This window comes from Kitasatospora sp. NPDC127111 (genome assembly GCF_042677465.1).
Taxonomy (GTDB): domain Bacteria; phylum Actinomycetota; class Actinomycetes; order Streptomycetales; family Streptomycetaceae; genus Kitasatospora.
The window spans coordinates 26,759-41,465 of the sequence record NZ_JBHXTG010000046.1 but is presented as its reverse complement, the minus strand read 5'-3'; the positions used below and the strand labels follow the sequence as shown (position 1 = coordinate 41,465).

Annotated in this window: 13 protein-coding genes and 1 tRNA gene; 7 read left to right on the top strand and 7 right to left on the bottom strand. The window is 74.0% G+C overall.

Annotated features, from left to right (window positions below):
- Nucleotides 1-45: 45 nt before the first annotated feature.
- The 5 genes from ACFVHB_RS25295 (at nt 46) to ACFVHB_RS25275 (ending at nt 7,688) form a co-directional block, all read left to right on the top strand.
- Nucleotides 46-717 carry a TetR/AcrR family transcriptional regulator gene (locus tag ACFVHB_RS25295; RefSeq protein WP_380326538.1) on the top strand — a complete coding sequence of 224 codons (672 nt, stop codon included), beginning with the start codon at nt 46-48 and terminating at the stop codon, nt 715-717.
- Between the two features lie 185 nt (nt 718-902).
- Nucleotides 903-1,682, top strand: a complete 780-nt coding sequence (locus ACFVHB_RS25290; RefSeq protein WP_380326536.1) for an alpha/beta fold hydrolase — start codon at nt 903-905, stop codon at nt 1,680-1,682.
- Between the two features lie 263 nt (nt 1,683-1,945).
- The gene (locus ACFVHB_RS25285; RefSeq protein ID WP_380326534.1) at nt 1,946-3,067 is read left to right on the top strand and encodes a nucleotide disphospho-sugar-binding domain-containing protein; all 1,122 of its coding nucleotides are present in this window, start codon (nt 1,946-1,948) and stop codon (nt 3,065-3,067) included.
- Between the two features lie 203 nt (nt 3,068-3,270).
- Complete coding sequence (locus ACFVHB_RS25280) at nt 3,271-4,212, top strand: NAD-dependent epimerase/dehydratase family protein (RefSeq protein ID WP_380326532.1); 942 nt, start codon at nt 3,271-3,273, stop codon at nt 4,210-4,212.
- A gap of 68 nt (nt 4,213-4,280) precedes the next feature.
- Nucleotides 4,281-7,688: an aminotransferase class I/II-fold pyridoxal phosphate-dependent enzyme gene (locus ACFVHB_RS25275; protein WP_380326613.1), complete on the top strand. Its 3,408-nt coding sequence runs from the start codon at nt 4,281-4,283 to the stop codon at nt 7,686-7,688.
- A 9-nt stretch (nt 7,689-7,697) separates the two neighbouring features.
- Here the strand turns inward: ACFVHB_RS25275 and ACFVHB_RS25270 are convergent, their stop codons facing one another.
- The 6 genes from ACFVHB_RS25270 to ACFVHB_RS25245 all read right to left on the bottom strand — a co-directional run bounded on the left by ACFVHB_RS25270 (nt 7,698) and on the right by ACFVHB_RS25245 (nt 12,490).
- A complete protein-coding gene (locus ACFVHB_RS25270) occupies nt 7,698-8,258 on the bottom strand; it encodes a toxin (protein WP_380326530.1) in 561 nt (186 codons plus the stop codon).
- A complete protein-coding gene (locus ACFVHB_RS25265; protein WP_380326528.1) occupies nt 8,255-8,695 on the bottom strand; it encodes a helix-turn-helix domain-containing protein in 441 nt (146 codons plus the stop codon). Before ACFVHB_RS25265 ends, ACFVHB_RS25270 begins: the two co-directional genes overlap by 4 nt.
- Before the next feature lie 414 nt (nt 8,696-9,109).
- Nucleotides 9,110-10,264: an MAB_1171c family putative transporter gene (locus ACFVHB_RS25260; RefSeq protein ID WP_380326526.1), complete on the bottom strand. Its 1,155-nt coding sequence runs from the start codon at nt 10,262-10,264 to the stop codon at nt 9,110-9,112.
- 41 nt (nt 10,265-10,305) lie between these two features.
- Complete coding sequence (locus ACFVHB_RS25255) at nt 10,306-11,031, bottom strand: WHG domain-containing protein (RefSeq protein WP_380326524.1); 726 nt, start codon at nt 11,029-11,031, stop codon at nt 10,306-10,308.
- Between the two features lie 206 nt (nt 11,032-11,237).
- A complete protein-coding gene (locus ACFVHB_RS25250; protein WP_380326522.1) occupies nt 11,238-12,131 on the bottom strand; it encodes a hypothetical protein in 894 nt (297 codons plus the stop codon).
- A 285-nt stretch (nt 12,132-12,416) separates the two neighbouring features.
- A tRNA-Gly gene (locus ACFVHB_RS25245) sits at nt 12,417-12,490 on the bottom strand.
- A 276-nt stretch (nt 12,491-12,766) separates the two neighbouring features.
- Here ACFVHB_RS25245 and ACFVHB_RS25240 point away from each other — a divergent pair.
- Nucleotides 12,767-12,988, top strand: a complete 222-nt coding sequence (locus ACFVHB_RS25240) for a hypothetical protein (RefSeq protein ID WP_363603827.1) — start codon at nt 12,767-12,769, stop codon at nt 12,986-12,988.
- A gap of 70 nt (nt 12,989-13,058) precedes the next feature.
- A complete protein-coding gene (dcd, locus tag ACFVHB_RS25235; RefSeq protein WP_380326520.1) occupies nt 13,059-13,634 on the top strand; it encodes a dCTP deaminase in 576 nt (191 codons plus the stop codon).
- A gap of 162 nt (nt 13,635-13,796) precedes the next feature.
- Here the strand turns inward: dcd and ACFVHB_RS25230 are convergent, their stop codons facing one another.
- Nucleotides 13,797-14,687: a metal-dependent hydrolase gene (locus ACFVHB_RS25230; protein ID WP_380326518.1), complete on the bottom strand. Its 891-nt coding sequence runs from the start codon at nt 14,685-14,687 to the stop codon at nt 13,797-13,799.
- Nucleotides 14,688-14,707: the final 20 nt, after the last annotated feature.

Here is a 14,707-nt window from a genome sequence, read left to right as displayed (position 1 = left end):
ACACTGCACCGAGTAGTGCAACCCACGCCGAAGGAGCGAGCGCCGATGACCGCAGGGACCCGAGGGACCTCAGCGACCTCCGGAGCGCCCGCCCCGGCCGCCGGCTCGCGCCGGATGCCGGAGAAGCGGCAGGCCATCACCCGCGCGGCGGCCGCGGTGTTCGGTCGCGAGGGCTACACCCGCGCCAGCGTGGACGCGATCGCCGCCGAGGCCGGCGTGTCCAAGCGCACCGTCTACAACCACTTCGGGGACAAGGAGAAGCTGTTCCTCTCCGTCGCGCTGGAGACCGCCGACGAGCTGACCGAGATCATCGCCGCGCTGGCCGACCGGCACCTGCACAAGATCGTCGACCTGGAGGCCGACCTCACCGCCTTCGCCCTGGACCGCGCCCGGGCCGTGCTCACCGCGGGCGACCACTTCGCGCTCGGCCGGACGATCCGCGCCGAGGCCGGCAACATCCCGCGCGACGTCCTGAACGCCTGGCTGGACGCGGGCCCGCTCGCCTCCCAGCGCGACCTGGCCGCGCACTTCGGCCGCCTCGCCGACCAGGGACTGCTGCACCTGGACGACGCGACGCTGGCCGCCACCCAGTTCACCCTGCTGACCTTCAGCGGCGCCGCCGACGCCAGTTTCTTCGGCGCGATCGAGCTGCCCGAGGCCGAGCTGACGGCCGGCGTCACCGCCGGCGTCCGGGCCTTCCTGCGCCTCTACGGCTGAGCCCGCCCCGCCCCGGCACGAGGGCCGGTCCCACCCGGGGCCGGCCCTCGCCGCACCTCCGGCCCGCCCGGGCCGACCCGGTCCCATGGATTGCACTACACGGTGTAGTTGCAGTCATGACCTGCACCGTGTAGTTTACTTTCTCGTCAGCGCCCCACCGGCCACTCCGAAAGGACCTCCCCGCCATGCCCGCCATCACCGTCGACGCCGCCCGCATCCCCTACCGCATCGTCGGCGACGGCCCCGAGACCCTCCTCCTCGTCCACGGCACCGGCCCCGGCTCCGGCATGTGGGACCACCTGCTGGACGCCCTCACCGACCGCTACACCGTGCTGCTCCCCGAGCTGTCCGGCAGCGAGACCGCCGAGGACGACGGCGGCGAGCTGACCGTCGACACCCTCGCCGCCCAGGTCAACGCCGTCATCGAGGACGCCGGCCGCGGCCCCGTCCACCTGGTCGGCTTCTCGCTCGGCGCCGTCGTCGCCACCGCCGCCGCGGCCCGCCGCCCCGAGCAGGTGCGCCGCCTGGTCGCCGCCGCGGGCTGGATCAACGCGGACGACGAGTACCTGCGCACCATGATGACCGTCTGGCTCGCCCTGGCCGGCGACCCGGCCGCCTTCGGCCGCTACGCCACCCTCACCGCGTTCAGCCGCGGCTTCCTCAACCGGATCGGCCGCGAGGCCGTCGAGGCCAACGCCGCCTTCATGCGGCCGACCCCGGGCACCCTGCGGCACATCGCCCTCGACCTGAGCCTGGACATCACCGCGCTGCTCCCCCGCGTCCAGGCCCCGACGCTGGTGATCGGCTGCGCCCAGGACGCCACCGTCCCGGTGGAGAACGCCCGCCGGCTGCACGCGGCCATCGCCGACAGCGAGTACGCCGAGTTCGACACCGGCCACGTCGTGGTCTTCGAGCAGCCCGAGGCCTTCGTCAAGACCGTCCGCGACTTCCTCGCCACCGCCTGAGCAGCGCCGCCGCCGGGCCGGGCGTGACCCTCGCCACATCCGCCGCCCCGCCCGTCACACTTCCGCCCCGCGATCCGCTCGAAGGGTGTCGCCGGCCGACGCCACCGGGAGCGCACCGCACCCGAACCGGCCACGCCGACGCCAGAACGGCCGATTACCGACCCCCCGGGAACGCGATGTGACAGCACGTCAGTTCACGGGAGGAGGCGGGCCCGGCCCGCACGACCTGTTCCGACCGGCTGACCGATTTCAGGAGTCACACCGTGCGCATACTCTTCACCAGCCCGCCCGCGGCCGGGCACTTCTTCCCGATGATCCCGACCGCCCAGGCCCTGCGGGCCGCCGGGCACGAGATCCTCTTCGCCGGCTCGAAGCCCCTGGAGCAGCTCCTGGCGACCGGCTTCCCGGTCGTCGAGATCGGCGACGGCCGCTCGCTCCGGGAGGCGTTCCAGGAGGCGTTCGGCACCGAGGCGCGCTACGCCCGGCCGGACATGACCCAGGACCAGATCCTCGACATGGCCGCCACGGGCTTCGCCGTCGCCTCCCGCTCCACCGTGGACGGCCTGCTGGCCACCGCCCGCGACTGGGGCGCCGACCTGCTGGTCCACGACGCCTGCCAGCCCTCCGCCGCGCTGGTCGCCGCGAAGCTCGAAATCCCCTCGGTGATCCAGAACTTCGGCGTCTCGTCGGGCCACGACATGATCGCCCGGACGACCCCGCACTTCGCCGACCTCTACGAGGCGCACGGCGTGGCCGGCCCCGCCGCGGCCACCGCGCTGAACATCGTCCCGGCCTCGCTCGGCGGCGACCCGGACGGCCTGCGGATGCGCTACCAGCCCTACAACGGCGGCGGGGTCCTCCCCGCCGACCTGCTCCGCCGCGGTGACCGCCCCCGGGTGGCCGTCACCCTCGGCACCGTGGTCGCCCAGGTGGACGGGGTCGAGGCCATCGCCCGCCTGGTCGACGCGGCCGCCGCGGTCGACGCCGAGTTCCTGATCGCCGTGGGCGACGCCGACCTCGGCACGCTCGGCACCCTGCCGGCCAACGTCCGCCAGCTGCCGTGGGTCCCCCTGGCCGAACTGCTGAGCACCTCCGACGCGGTGGTCCACCACGGCGGCTCCGGCAGCACCCTCACCGCCCTCCAGGCCGGTCTGCCCCAGCTCCTCCTCCCCCAGGGCGCCGACAACTTCGCCGTCGCCGAAGCCCTCACCAAGGCCGGCGCCGCCCTCAGCTCCGCCTCGGCCGAGGTCGACACGCCGCTCCTCACCCGTCTCCTCACCGATCCGTCCCTCCGGGCCGGGGCCGCCCGCCTCCGGGACGAGAACGACGCCCTCCCCACCCCGGCCGCCCTCGTCCCCGCCCTGGAGGCCCTCGTCACCCGCTGACCCCGCCGCCGGCCCCACCGGGATCACCGGTCCCAGCGGGACCGCCGGAACCGCCGGGGCCGCAGGTCGGGCGACCTGCGGCCCCGGCGCGCCCGCCCGGAACAGCACCGCCCGGGCCGCAGCCGCCCGGGCTAGCTGAGGCGGTGTCAGATTGCCGACCCGACTGGAACAAGACCTGTACATGACCGCGTTAGGGTGCGGGCGTGAACCTTCATGTCGTCATTGGACACGGGCCCGCCGGAGCGGCCACCGCACGACTGCTGGCCCAACGGGGCCATCCGGTAAGGGTCGTCACCAGGTCGGGCCGGAGCCCGGAACCCGGGATCGAACACGTCGCGCTGGACGCGACCGACAGCGCGCGGCTGATCGAGGCGACGCGGGGCGCCGCCGCGATCCACAGCTGCGCCGCACCGCCCTACCACCGCTGGGCGGACGAGTGGCCGCCGCTGGCCGCGTCGCTCTGCGCGGCGGCCGAGGCGACCGGCGCCGTCCTGGTCATGCTGGGCAACCTCTACGGCTACGGCCCGGTGTCCGGCCCGATGACCGAGGAGCTGCCGCTCGCGGCCACCGGACCCAAGGGACGGGTCCGCGCCCAGGTCTGGGAGCAGGCCCGCGGCCTGCACGAGCAGGGCCGGATCAAGGCGGTCGAGCTGCGCGCCTCCGACTTCTTCGGGCCCGGCGTGACCGACGGCGGACACCTCGCCGCCCGGGTCGTGCCCCGGCTGCTGCGCGGCAAGCCGGTCTCCGTGCTCGGGGACCCGGACGCCCCGCACAGCTGGACGTACCTGCCCGACGTCGCCGCGGCCCTGGTCGAACTCGCCGGCGAGGAACGGGCCTGGGGCCGGGCCTGGCACGCCCCGACCGCCCCCGCGCTGTCCGCCCGGGAGCTGGTGGGCCGCCTGGCCGCCGAGGCCGGCACCGGTCCGGTCGCCGTCCGCCGGACGCCGCCGGCCCTCCTGGGGGTCGCCGCGCTCTTCTCCCCGCTGATCCGCGAACTGAAGGAGATCCGCTACCAGTTCGACGCGCCGTTCGTCGTCGACTCCGGCGCCTACGAGGCCGCGTTCGCGGTCCGGGCCACCCCGGTCGACGAGCAGGTCGGCGCGACGGTCGCCTGGTGGCGCGAGCGACTGGCCGCCGCCCGATGATTCCCCCGGCGGACGGGCGCGCGGCCGGCACCGCGGCCGCGCGGCGGGACGACGTGGCGATCGTGGGCATGGCCTGCCGGTTCCCGGGCGCGCGCGACCTCAACCAGTACTGGCGGCTGCTCACCGCCCCGCAAGCGCAGTTCTCCACCGTCCCGGACTCGCGGTGGCGCTCCGCCGCCTTCCTCGGCGACGACTTCCGGGACGCCGCCTCGGCGTACACCAACACCATGGCGCTGCTGCCGGACGTCGGCCACTTCGACGCCGCGCACTACGGCATCCCGCCGCGGCGGGCCCGCTCGATGGACCCGCAGCACCGGCTGCTGATCGACCTCGCCCGGGAGGCGCTCCAGGACGCGGGGTGGGAGGCCCGGGGCTTCGACCGCGAGGAGACCTCGGTGATCACCTCGCTCACCGAGAGCGGCTACCGCGACATCAGCGCGATGCGGATCCGGATGCGGCAGCTGGCCGGCGGCGAGTTCGGGGCGCGGGCGACCGACCCCGGGTGGCCGGAGCTGGTCCGCGCCGTCGACGGGCTGCACGGTTCCTCCGTCGCCGGGCTGCTGCTCAACATGGGTCCGAACACCATCAGTTCGGTCTTCGACCTGCACGGCGAGAGCTACGCGCTGGACTCCGCCTGCTCGGGCGGGCTGATGGCGGTGGCCAACGCGGTGTTCGCGCTGCGCTCGGGCCGCTGCCGGATCGCCCTCGCGGGCGGCGCCCAGCTGATGCTGACCCCCGACCTGCTGATCGGGCTGTGCCGGATCGGCGCCGTCTCGCGCAGCGGCCGGTGCCTGCCGTTCGGCGCGCAGGCCGACGGCTTCGTCCTCGGCGAGGGCGCCGGGGTCCTGGTGCTGCGGCCGCTGGCCGACGCGCTGGCCGCCGGCGACCGGGTCTACGCGGTGATCCGCGGCGTCGGCACGGCCAACGACGGGACCGTGCAGGGCGGCCTGCACCCGCAGGCCGGCGGCCAGCTGCGCGCCCTGCGCCGGGCCTACCGCGACGCGGGCGTGGCCCCGGACTCGGTGGACTACCTGGAGGCGCACGGCACCGGGACGACGGTCGGCGACCCGGTCGAGGTGGAGGTGCTGCGCGAACTGCGCGGGGACGGCGGCGCGCCCGCCCACCTCGGCGCGGTGAAGGCGGTGCTCGGGCACTCGCTCAACGCCGCCGGGATCGCCGGGCTGATCAAGACCGTCCTGGCCGTGCACCGGGGCGTGATCCCGCCGCAGCCGGAGTTCGAGCCGGCCGACCGCGCCGGCCTCGCCGCCGCCGGGCTGAGCATCGCGACCTCGCCGATCGGCTGGCCGGAGTCCGGGCGGCCGCGCCGGGCCGGGGTGAGCGCCTTCGGCTTCGGCGGCACCGGCGTGCACCTGGTGGTGGAGGAGTGCGCCGCACCGGCCGCCGTCACGACGCCCGAGGAGCCGCAGCTGCTGCTGCTCGGCGCCCGTGACCGGGCCGGGCTGGCCCGGTACGCCCGCGAGCTGGCGGACACCGTCACCGCCGACCGGCCGTCGCTGGCCGGGGTGGCGGCCACGCTGGCCGACCGCGCTCCGCTCCCGGAGCGGCTGGCCGTGGTCGCGCGGGACGCGGACGACGCCGTCGCCAAGCTGACCGCGGCCGCCGAGGCCGTGGCGGCCGGCCGCACCGACCGACCCGGGCCGGGGTGGCCGGCCGGCACGGCCTTCGGCACGGTGGCCGTCACGGGCGCTGGCGCCGAGCTGCCGGAGGAGGCCGTCCCGGCGCCGGGCACGCTCTCCGGCGAGGCCCGCACGGCCGCGCTGGCCGGGCTCGCGGAGCGCGCCGTCACCGGCCCGGGGGTCCGTTTGGTGATGGACCGAATACCCCCGAGCACCCTGCCGCCGAGCCCGCTCGCCCCGCGCCACCACTGGGTGGTGGCCGAGGACGGGCGCGACCTCGCGGACCGGCCCGAGCCGGCGGACGCGGCCGCGGCCGTACCCGCCGCGGTGGGGGCGGGTACCTCCGGGGGCGCCACGTCCCTCGTCCTCGAAGAGGTCTCGCGCACCGGCGTCTTCCCGCTCGCCGAGCTGAGCGAGCGGATGGCGCTGGTGGCCGACCTCGGCTTCGACTCCCTGATGCTGCAGGAGTTGGAGGTGAACATCGGCAAGCGGGTGCCGGGCTTCCGCAGCGAGGAGCTGTACGAACCCGGCCTCACCGTCGCCGGGCTGGCCGCCCTGGTCGGCCCGCGGCTCACCGGGCCGCCCGGCCCCGGCGGGCCGCTGCCCGGGGAGACGACGACCCCCTGGGCCGCGGGGACCACCAGCGTCGACGACTTCCCCGAGGTCCGGCAGTTCGAGGACCGCCTGGACGCGATCACCGCGAGCGGTGCGGGCTACCCGTACTTCCGGGTGCACCAGGGGAACATCCGCGACACCACGGTGATCGACGGCCGGCCGTACCTCTCCTTCGGCAGCTACAACTACCTGGGCCTCTCCGGCCATCCGGCGGTCGACCGGGCCGTGCACGAGGCGGTGGACCGGTACGGGACGTCCGTCTCGGCCAGCCGGGTGCTCTCCGGCGAACGGGACCTGACCGTCCGGCTGGAGCGGGCGCTCGCCGACTTCCTCGGCGTCCAGGACTGCCTGACCCTGGTGAGCGGCCACGCCACCAACGTCACCGCGATCGGCCACCTGGTCGGCCCGGGGGACCTCGTGGTGCACGACGCGCTCGCCCACGACAGCATCCTGCAGGGCTGCGCGCTGTCCGGCGCGGCGCGGCGCCCGTTCGCCCACAACGACGTCGGCCGGCTGGAACACCTCCTCCGGCTCAACCGCTCCCGGTTCCGCCGGGTGCTGATCGCCGTCGAGGGCGCCTACAGCATGGACGGCGACCTGGCGGACCTGCCCGCCCTGATCGACCTGAAGAAGCGGTACGGCGCCCTGCTGCTGGTCGACGAGGCGCACAGCATCGGCACCGTGGGCGAACGCGGCCGTGGCGTCGGCGAGTTCTTCGACGTCGACCGGGCCGACGTGGACCTCTGGATGGGCACCCTCTCCAAGGCCTTCGCCAGCTGCGGCGGCTACCTGGGCGGCTCGGCCCGGACGGTCCGGTGGCTGCGGCACACCCTGCCGGGCTTCGTCTACAGCGTCGGCCTCACCCCGGCCAACGCGGCCGCGGCGCTGGCCGCCACCGAGCTGATCACCGCCGAGCCCGAGCGGGTGGGGCGGATGCGGCGCAACGCCCGGCTCTTCCTCGACCTGGCCGCCTCGGCCGGGCTGGCGACCGGCACCAGCGCGGACACCCCGATCGTGCCGTGCCTCCTCGGCGACTCGGCGAAGACCCTGCGCGTCGCGGACCGCCTCTTCCGGCGCGGGATCATCGCCGACCCGATCTTCCACCCGGCGGTCGAGGAGGGCCTGTCCCGGCTGCGGTTCTTCGTCACCAGCGAGCACCGCGAGGACGACGTCCGGCGGACCGTGTCGGTCCTGGCCGAGGAGGTGGCGGCCGCCCACCGCTGAGCGCCCGGTTCAGATCAGGGTGCGTTCGATCCGGCTGAGCACGGCGTCCCGTCCGGACGCCCCGGCCGGGGACGCGTCGTGCCGCTCCCCGGGGCCGCCCACCCGCTGGGAGAGCAGGTAGGCGATGATCTCCGCCTCCTGCTCCTGAACGTCGTCGTAGGTCGCGCGCAGGAGCATGTCGCGCACGAGGTCGGGGTCCAGGTTGGGGAAGAGGAGCCGGGCGGTCTCCTCGTCCAGCCAACCCGCCCCGCGGTGGCAGCAGATGATGTGGCCCAGCTCGTGCAAGATGATGTGCTCCTGATGCGTGCTGGTCGTGTTGGCGTCGTAGAAGATGAGGTCTTCGTCGCGTGCGGCGACCCACATGCCGCACGGGTGCGACGCGGGCATCTGCATCGGGATCAGCGTGATCGGGCGTTCCCTGATCTCACCGAGGTAGCGGCAGAGTTCGGCCACGTCGCCGACCTCCGGCAGCCCGAGCTCGGCGATCTTCCGGGCGCCGGCCTTCCGGAGCCGCTTGAGCTGACTGCGCCGGTCCTGGTCCGCCGCCGACGCCCTCCGGCCGGCCCTCACTCCTGGTCCGAGGGATCCGTGACGGGTGGCAGGCCCTGCAGCTGCCGGTACTGGTCCATGATGGCCGTGATGGCCTGGAGGTTCTCCTTCTTCATCCCGGCCGCCCGCATCGCGACGGCGCGGACCCCCGCCTGCCGCAGCGCCTCGATGGCGGCGACCTGGCTGAGCACCGACTCGGCGACCTGGTCGTCGAAGAAGTACGCGACCGACACCCCGAAGAAGCGCGCCAGCGCGGCCAGGAGGTCCGGTGAGGGGTTGGAGCGCTTGCCCGTCCGAAGCTGCGACAGATAGACGGCCCCGACCTTGAGTTCGGGGTTGACCCGCTTCAGCTCCTCCGCCACCTCGGCGTTGGTCCAGTGCTTCCCCTTGGGACGCACCGTTCTGAAGAGGTCGTCCAGACGCACCGCCAGCATCGGCCGGTCGTCAGTCTCGGACATCGCGATTCTCCCCCCGTTCACCTCCCCGGCATTGCCCTCAGCTATCCGTCAGTTTCGCAGATTAGCTGCTAGTTGACAATCGACCGCGGTTCCGCCAACGTGGACCCCGCAGATAGCTGCCAGTTAACTTCGCTTACGGGGGTAGCCGAGTTGGCTGCAGCCATGTCGCCCCGGTCCGACCCTCGGGGGACGGGCCGGACCGGGGACGACAGCGCTCCAGGCCGCGCGCGCGGACGGGAGCGGGCCGATCCACGGGGGAAACGCGGGGAGGCCAGGGGGGAATCGGGGGAACGGCGGACCCAAGGGGGAGATGGGGAGGCCGGGGGCCCGTGGGGAAATCGGGGGCACGGGGAAAAGCGGGGGGAACGAGTGAACCCGCCCGGTCTGACGGGGGTTCAGACCGGGCGGGAGCTCTCAACTCGCGGTGCGGATCCGGCTGTAGGCCGATGCCACCTTGGTGAGCCACGCCACTTCCGCGGTGAAGCTGACGGTGTCGCGGTCCTCGAAGTCACCGGCGTCCCCGTTGTCGTCGGGCACGGTGCCGGTGCTCTTCGCCCGCAGCGCCTGCCGGATCCGGGCCGCCTCGGCGAACGCCTGCCGGGACTCCTCGTTCGTCCCCCGGTACACCTCGTCCGCACCGCCGGCGCGGTCGATGTAGGGCCGCAGGTCCCGCCACCCGTCCCGGATCTCCACCACCCGCCGGTGCAGGCGGTAGTTGAGGTCCGAGACCGAGGAGCCCGGCGGCTCCAGCGCGATGTCCGGGGAGGACTCGTAGAGGTCCCGCCAGAGCGGGTAGAGCGCCCGGTAGGACCGGTAACTGCGCGCCCAGTCCAGCAGCCTGGTGGCCGACGCCCCCCAGGAGGAGATCGTCAGGCCCAGCGAGAGGGTGACGATGCCCAGCGCGCTGAAGACGTTGGACGCGAGCTGCCAGGCCCCGATGTCGATCCCGGCCGCGGCGGTGAGGATGTTCACCGTCCGGGCCGTGCAGTAGAGGAAGAGGATCACGGCGGCGACCGAGAGCGTCTGCAGCGCCTGCCGCACCGAGACGTTGTCGGTCATCCGGGCGTACGGACCGCACTGGCGGAAGATGGTGACGCACGGCACCGCCTGGGAGACGATGAACGCCAGGAGGTAGGTGAGCACCAGCGGTTGGCCGCTGCCGGTGTTGAAGTCCGTCGCCGGCCGGCCGGTGCCGTCGGCGACGAGGAAGAGCACGACCAGCAGCGCGTCGAGCGCGATCCCGGTGATCACCCAGTACCGGGTCTTCCGGGCCGCCTCCTCCGCGACCGTCGCCGCCCAGCCCAGCAGGATGATCTGCGCGCAGACGCAGAAGGCCACCGCCGACAGGTGCATCAGCAGGATCGCGAGGTTGCCGACGCCGAGGAGGCTGTCGGCCCCCATGGCGACGGCACCCATCGTGAAGGTGAGGCACTGGAACAGCAGGGTGACGACCAGCATGCGGTACGCGCTGTCCCGCCGGCTGCGCCGGACCTGGCTCAGCCGGTAGACGAGGGCGGCGTACGACGAGAGCGCCGCGATGACGAAGCAGAGGGTTCTGGTGGTGTTCACGGCCTGGATTCCCCGCCGACGCCGCACCCGCGGCGGACGGTCTAGTCGTTGTCGGTACCGAGCGGGACGTCGAGGCCGATGCCCTCGGCCGCCACCGCGATGGCGTAGTCGAAGAACGCGGCCTCGTCCCGGACGCTGTCGTGGGTCCGGCTGAAGACCTGGAACACCAGGAGCCCGATCAGGTTGCTCCACAGCACGATGCCGCGCTCGATGATGTCCGCGAACGGGGCCTCGGGCACACCGCCGAAGACCTGGACGGCCTCCGGCAGCAGCAACGACGTCCCGGACACCACCCGCCGCGGCGGGGCGAGCTCGCCGGCCTCCAGCGCCGAACGCACGATGCCCGCCATCACCCCGGGCGTGCGCGAGGCGGCCGGCACGGTGTCCTGCGGGGCGTGGTACCCCGGCACGGGCGAACCGTAGATCAGCGTGAACTCACCGGGGTTGGCGAAGGACCACGCCCGCAGCGCCCGGGTGACCGCGAGCAGCCGCGCCCCCGCCGACGCACCGGCCTCCCGGGCGGCCTGGTCGGCCCGCTCCATCGCGGCGCCGGACTCGTTGTAGGCGTCGATCACCAGCGCGGTCAGCAGGTCGTCCCGGTCCGGGAAGACGGCCGCCACCTCGGCGACGGCGAGCCCGGCCTCACCGGCCACGGCATCGAGGGACAGTCCTCCGGCCCCCAGCTTCACGAGCAGTTGGCGCGCGGCGGCCTTGACGACCACCGCCGGCGTGTCCTGGTCGGCGGCGCTTGCTCCGGAAACATCCATGGGCCAAACCGTACCGGTCGGTTGCTACGACGATAAGACCCGTCACCCACCGTGTTCCACGCAGCCGCTGTGATCCCGGCCACCCACCCCCGGCGCCTGCCCGAACCGCCCCGAGCCGCCCCCGGGGCCCGTCCGGACACGACACCACGGGGACCCGCGCGCCGATCGCCCCGGCGGCGCCCCGGTCCGGGATCCGCCCCGTGCCCTCAGGCGCTTCGGCCCGCCGGACCGGCGACTTCGAGGGCGACGAGCCGGTTGGCGAGCGCGCGGGCCGGACCGGTGAGGCCCACCAGGATCTCCCGGGCGTACGGGCTCCGCGGGCGGTGGGCGAGCTCCTGGACGGCGCTCCAGGCCTCGGCGATGCCGGCCAGCCGGTCCTGGATGTGGCGGATGGTGTCGTGCCGCCGGGCGAGGTACTGCTCGGCACGCTGGTGGGCGCGGCGCCAGTCGGTGTCGCCGCGCTCGGCGGACCGGGCGAAGGTGGACTCGTCGCCGTCGGCGAGGAGGATGGCGTCGATCTCCTCGACCCGCTTGCGGAGGTGCTCCTCCTCGCACCGGGCGTCGAGCGCCGCGATGGCGTCGGTGAGCGTGAGCCGGCCGTCGATGACCTGTTCGGCGAGGTCGGGCGCGTGCTGGCGCAGCCGCGCGTGCTGGGCGAGCAGGGCCTTGGTGTCCGCCCTGCGTCTGCGGGCGGTCCGGTGGGCGGTGCCGAGGGCGAGCGTGCCGGCCCGGACGTGTTCGGCGAGGTCGGGAGCCTGTTCCAGCACGGTGGTGGCGATGGACAGCCGGGTGAGGCTGATGCCGTGGGAGGCGGTGTCGGCGGGCACGGGGCGCGGCGAGAGCGAGCGCACCATCGCGGTGATCATGGCGCGCTGGCCCTGCGAGATGTCCCGGCGGTGGCGGTTGGCGGACATCACCAGGCAGACCGGATCGTCGCCCTGATAGGTGGTGAAGCTGGGCTCGACGTCGGCCAGTTCGCACGCGGCGAGCCGGCTGCGGCCGTCCAGGAGAACGCCGTCCGGGTCGAGGACGACGGGCTCGCGCAGGCCGTTGGCCTCGATGTCTTCGGCGAGGCCGAGGATCTCGTCGTCGCTGAGCATCGGGAACAGGGCGGTGACGGGGTGGACCTTCAGGACGGGCTCCTAGATCGGGGGTGGCGCGGGCGCACGGGGAGTGCGTTCCCGGGGCAGGCTGCCTTGGGGCAGAAGACGCCGCACCCGTGCCTCTGGTTCACCCCCGGCCCCGTCGACCCCGGAGCCGGCCGCCGGCGAGCGGCCGGCTCCACCCGGCTCAGCCGCCGAACTGATCACGAACCCGGCCCGACGGGGCCCAAATTGGTCCAGACAACGCGAAAGCCGCAGGTCGCTGACCTGCGGCTTTCTCAATGGAGCGGGCGACGAGAATCGAACTCGCGCTCTAAGCTTGGGAAGCTCATGTTCTACCATTAAACTACGCCCGCCTGATGAGCCGTCAGAGACCGCTCGATCACCTTCACTGTACCCCATCCGTGACGCCGGTTGCACGGGTGGCGGGAGCCCGTGGCGGAGCCGGGTGGGAGGGGGTCGGGGGGCGTACTGTTTGGACCGGGCGGGAGTGCTCCGACGGGCGGGGCCGGGGCGGCGAGCCAAGGTGTGGAATGTCCGGAAGATCCCCTAATGTGACGCTGTCCCGCGGCTCGGTCCGCGGGACGCGATGAGTACGGGTGAGTACTGGGTTAGGGATGGGAAGGGGATCGATGGAGCAGCGCGCCGTCGTTCGTTGTGCCGAGGGGCACCTGTTCAGCACCACCACGTTCCCGATGCAGAACCTCGGACCCGGCCGGCTGGGGCCCGGCCGGCTGATCCGCTGTCCGCAGTGCGGACGGCTGCGGAGCTCGGTGCTGGCCGACGTGCGGGAGCTGTCCGCGCCGCAACTGGCCCGGGCGATGCGGCTGGAGGCCGCGGAGTTCCTGGCCTGACGGGACAGGAGTGACGGAGGCGGCCCCGGGCGATTCGTCCGGGGCCGCGTCGTGCACGTAACCTCGAAGCGTGCTGCTCTCTGACAAGGACATCCGGACCGAGATCGACCTGGGCCGGGTCGTGATCGACCCGTTCGACCCGGCGATGATCCAGCCGTCGAGTATCGACGTGCGCCTCGACCGCTTCTTCCGCGTGTTCGAGAACCACCGCTACCCCCACATCGACCCCTCCGAGGAACAGCCGGACCTGACCCGGCTGGTCGAGCCGGAGGGCGACGACGCCTTCATCCTGCACCCGGGCGAGTTCGTCCTCGCCTCGACCTACGAGGTCATCACGCTGCCCGAGGACGTCGCCTCCCGGCTGGAGGGCAAGTCCAGCCTGGGCCGGCTCGGCCTGCTGACGCACTCCACGGCCGGCTTCATCGACCCCGGCTTCAGCGGCCACGTCACGCTGGAGCTGTCGAACGTCGCGACGCTGCCGATCAAGCTGTACCCGGGCATGAAGATCGGGCAGCTCTGCCTGTTCCGGCTCTCCTCGCCGTCCGAGCACCCGTACGGCTCGGAGCGCTACGGCTCGCGCTACCAGGGCCAGCGCGGCCCGACGCCGTCCCGCTCGTACCTGAACTTCCACCGCACCCAGGTCTGAGCGCGCCCCCCGCGCCCCCCGGCGCCGGCGCACACGGCCCCGGCCGGCATCACGGCTCCGGCCCGCACCAGGGCCCCGGCGCACGACACAGCAGAGCGCACGCACGACGGGCGGCCGCCCCTCACCCCGAGGGGCGGCCGCCCGCGGCGTTCCCCGGGCTCGTCAGGCCCGCTTGGGGCGGGTGACGGCGACCAGCTCGCTGCCGTCCTCGGAGAGGCGCAGCTCGGTGCGGAGCTCGGCCAGCTCGCCGAGGTGGTGCAGGTGGGTGCCGCCGCAGAAGATCTGCGCCGCGCCCTCGGGCAGCTCGCAGTGCCACTGGCGGCGGGCGGTCAGCTCGGGGCCGGGGACGTCGATCCGGACCGGGGCGTCGGCGGCGACCCAGGCGGCCAGCCGCCGGTTGACCGCCTCGGTGAGCGCCGGGAGGGCGTCGGCGAGGGCCGGGAACTCCTCGGTGGCGTCCACCGTGAAGCCCTTCTTCTTGAGCGACTTGCCGAGCCGGTAGGTGTCGGTGCTGGCCTCGGTGTCCATCACCGAGCTCGCCATGGCGAGGCTGTCGAAGTCCGGGTGGCCGAAGGCGTCGGCGCGGCCCGGGTCCTTGCGCCAGCGCGGGGCGAGCGCCTCGTTGAGGGCGAGGGCGAGCAGGTGGCAGCCGCTGTGCGAGGCGGACAGGGCGGCCCGGCGCTCGGCGTTGACGGTGAGGGTGGCGGTCCGGCCGACGACGTCGCCCGGGTCGGTGTCGAGGACGTGCAGGACCAGCCAGGACCACTCCTCGTCACCGCGCCGGACCGGGATGTCGGCGCCCACCAGCAGGTCGCCGCCGTCCGGGCCGAGGGCGCCGGTGAGGCAGTCGACCACGGCGAGCTCGCGGCCGTCCACGGTGAGGGTGCCGAGGTCGGCCGGCTGGTCGGGCCAGGTGTGGTCGAGCGGGTGGAACGGGGTCGCCTCGGTGACGACGGCGACCCGGCCGCCGTCCAGGTGCTGCACCGCGATCACGGTCGACTCGCCGGTCACCGCCCCGGCCGGGAAGCTGACGTGGGTGGTAGGGAGGGTCATGCCTGGCTCCGTGCGGGTGA